The sequence below is a fragment of the Gardnerella vaginalis genome, from assembly GCF_001546455.1.
GTDB classification, from domain to species: Bacteria; Actinomycetota; Actinomycetes; order Actinomycetales; family Bifidobacteriaceae; genus Bifidobacterium; species Bifidobacterium vaginale_B.
This window is the reverse complement of sequence record NZ_KQ956811.1, coordinates 1-2585: the sequence shown is the minus strand read 5'-3', so window position 1 is coordinate 2585 and position 2585 is coordinate 1. Positions and strand designations below refer to the sequence as shown.

The 2585-nt window shown below is 41.0% G+C and carries 2 protein-coding genes and 1 pseudogene; all 3 read right to left on the bottom strand.

Annotated features, from left to right (window positions below; translation table 11 throughout):
* Positions 1-275: pseudogene (locus HMPREF3216_RS01520) on the bottom strand (amino acid ABC transporter permease); the annotation flags it as partial.
* Positions 276-308: 33 nt separating this feature from the next.
* A complete protein-coding gene (locus tag HMPREF3216_RS01515) occupies positions 309-1274 on the bottom strand; it encodes an ABC transporter substrate-binding protein (RefSeq protein WP_060786624.1) in 966 nt (321 codons plus the stop codon).
* A gap of 230 nt (positions 1275-1504) precedes the next feature.
* Positions 1505-2326, bottom strand: coding sequence for an amino acid ABC transporter ATP-binding protein (locus HMPREF3216_RS01510; protein ID WP_060786623.1), 822 nt, complete (start codon positions 2324-2326; stop codon positions 1505-1507).
* Positions 2327-2585: the final 259 nt, after the last annotated feature.

Sequence of the window (2585 nt, the reverse complement as noted above, 5' to 3'; positions counted from 1 at the left end):
ACAGGATTAACACTCTTGCGCATCATAGCCAAACAAACAGCCAAAACAATCGCAATAACCATAGAAAGCAAAGTCAACAACAACGTCCAACCAATACCAGCAAGAACGTTCTCGTTAAAAATGTACTTCCAAACGATTGCCCACTCAAATCTAGGATTTGTAGCAATTGAATACACAAGAGCACACGCTATAATCGCCACAATAATGCCAGATATAATTGGCCCAGGATTTTTTACTGGCAAAATGCGCTCGTTGTTGTTCTTTTTAGCAAACATGTTCATAATCCTACTCTAAACAACCAAAAACAATCAGACTTTTGGATTTACTTCTGGGTGCTTAATCATAACGTCTTCAACGCCCCATGCCTTCATTATTTCTTGATACGCGCCCGTTTGTATTAGCTTTTCAATACCAGCTTTTATTGCTTCCACAAGCTGAGTATCTCCTTTTTGAGCAATAATGCCCATAAGAGCTTTATCGCGGCTTTTACCCAGCGGCTCCAACTGACCGTCCGTTTGATCAATCGCAAAACTAGAAACAGGAGCGTCTGCATACATAACGTCTGCGCGCCCTGCCACTACTGCAGTCGTAGCATCCGTTTGTTCCCTAAAAGCAAGAACATCTAATGGAGCTTTACGACTTGCCTTGCAAACATCTCTAGCACCATACATTTGAGTTTCGCTTGTTGTGCCAACTTGTACAGACACTTTTTTACCGCATAAGTCGTTAAGATTCACATTTGTTGGATTGCCTTTTCTAACAACAAAAAGCAAACCAGCATCCGCGTACGTTACAAAGTCAACCGACTTTTCTCGCTCTTTGCTAACCGTAAATCCCGAAACACCAATGTCGAATTTGCTTCCAACAGATGGCAAAATCGCATCAAATGGCGCGTGAACAATGCGAAGCTTTAACCCCATTAATTTTGCTAACGCTTTGTTTAAGTCTATTTCGTAGCCTACAACCGTTTTTCCATCTCTAGCATAAAATCCTGCTGGCGCATATCCAACATTAGTACCCATTACAAGCTCGCCACTTTCAACAAGCTTTTTTGGCAGCATTGCAGCAATATTTTTATCTTTTTTAATACGATTAACGTCGTAGCTACGCGCTAAAAGAGGATCTGGCCCAACCGCATCGCTTGTTCCACAAGCACTAGAAAATCCTAGTAAAGATAGCGACGTAAACGCAGCAACAAATCTTAGCCAACGAGATACACGAACGCCGTTCTTACTATGCGAGTTTGATTCGCATGAAGAACATGCATCACTCATACTAATCTCCGAATAAAGTGGATGGAATATTCAAACAATGAACAACTTTACACTATGTTTGTTATTAGGCAAACATGCCAAACATTGTGCAAGATATTCTTTGCGTAAAATTGTTTGAATAATAGTGCTAATCAAAATAAAAAGGCTGCAGCAAACACCACAGCCATAAATTATTCATGATTTTACGCAAAATGCCTTAATTTTTACGTATTTATATTTATATGTTAAGCTTACAAAACGCTGTGCAGAAAATCTTTAAACCTTTCGGTTTGCGGATTATCTATAACTCCAGACGTTCCACATTCAACAACTTTTCCACCGTCCATAAACACAACCTGATCTGCAACTTCTCGAGCAAAACCAATCTCGTGCGTTACAACAATCATTGTCATACCATCGTTTGCCAAGTCGCGCATAACATTAAGCACTTCTCCAACAAGCTCTGGGTCTAGCGCAGATGTAGGCTCATCAAAAAGCATGATTTCTGGCTTCATTGCAAGCGCGCGAGCAATCGCAACTCGCTGCTGCTGCCCGCCCGAAAGCTGAGAAGGATAATGATCTACGCGGTCTGCCATTCCAACGCGCTCAAGCTCTTTAACCGCTAAATCGTGAGCTGCAATTTTATCCATGTGCAAAACGTGCACTGGCGCTTCCATAACGTTTTCAATAGCCGTCATATGTGGGAACAAGTTAAAACGCTGGAACACCATTCCAAGCTTTGCGCGCTGAGCCGCAATCTCGTTATCGTTTAATGCCTGCAAAACCTCTTTGCCCTTACGCATAACGGTTTTTACACCAATGCGCTCGCCGTAAATGGTGATTTTTCCAGATGTGATTGTTTCTAGCTGATTCACCAATCGCAGCAAAGTTGACTTTCCACTTCCCGAAGGCCCAAGTATAACTGTTACGCTTCCTGGCTTAACAGTCATATTAACGCCCTTAAGAACTTGCAAATTGCCAAAGCTCTTATGTAAATCCTCTATGACTACTGCTGGAGTATCACTTTTAGTAACATTTTGGCTTTGTGTATCAACCGTTAAAATATCAGTCATTTTTCCTCAAATCTAATCAAAACTAATGGAATTTTATCATTGATAATGCACTTATAAACACCTATAAACACCTATAAGTAGCTTAAGCACTACGATTAACGCAACTTACGCATTAAAACCAAGCATTGTTGCATTATTGCGACCATTTACCGCATTGCTAGCGGCTTTAATGGCCTTGTCTCCGCGCTTTGCAGCATTCGAGTTGATTTGCGTATTGTTTACAATGTCTTTTGCTTCGAATCCTTTGCCAAAATGCTTT

Bases quoted from the DNA above. Each gene is read 5' to 3' on its own strand.
- HMPREF3216_RS01515 (WP_060786624.1), bottom strand. From the start codon at position 1,274: ATGAGTGATGCATGTTCTTCATGCGAATCAAACTCGCATAGTAAGAAC.
- HMPREF3216_RS01510 (WP_060786623.1), bottom strand. From the start codon at position 2,326: ATGACTGATATTTTAACGGTTGATACACAAAGCCAAAATGTTACTAAA.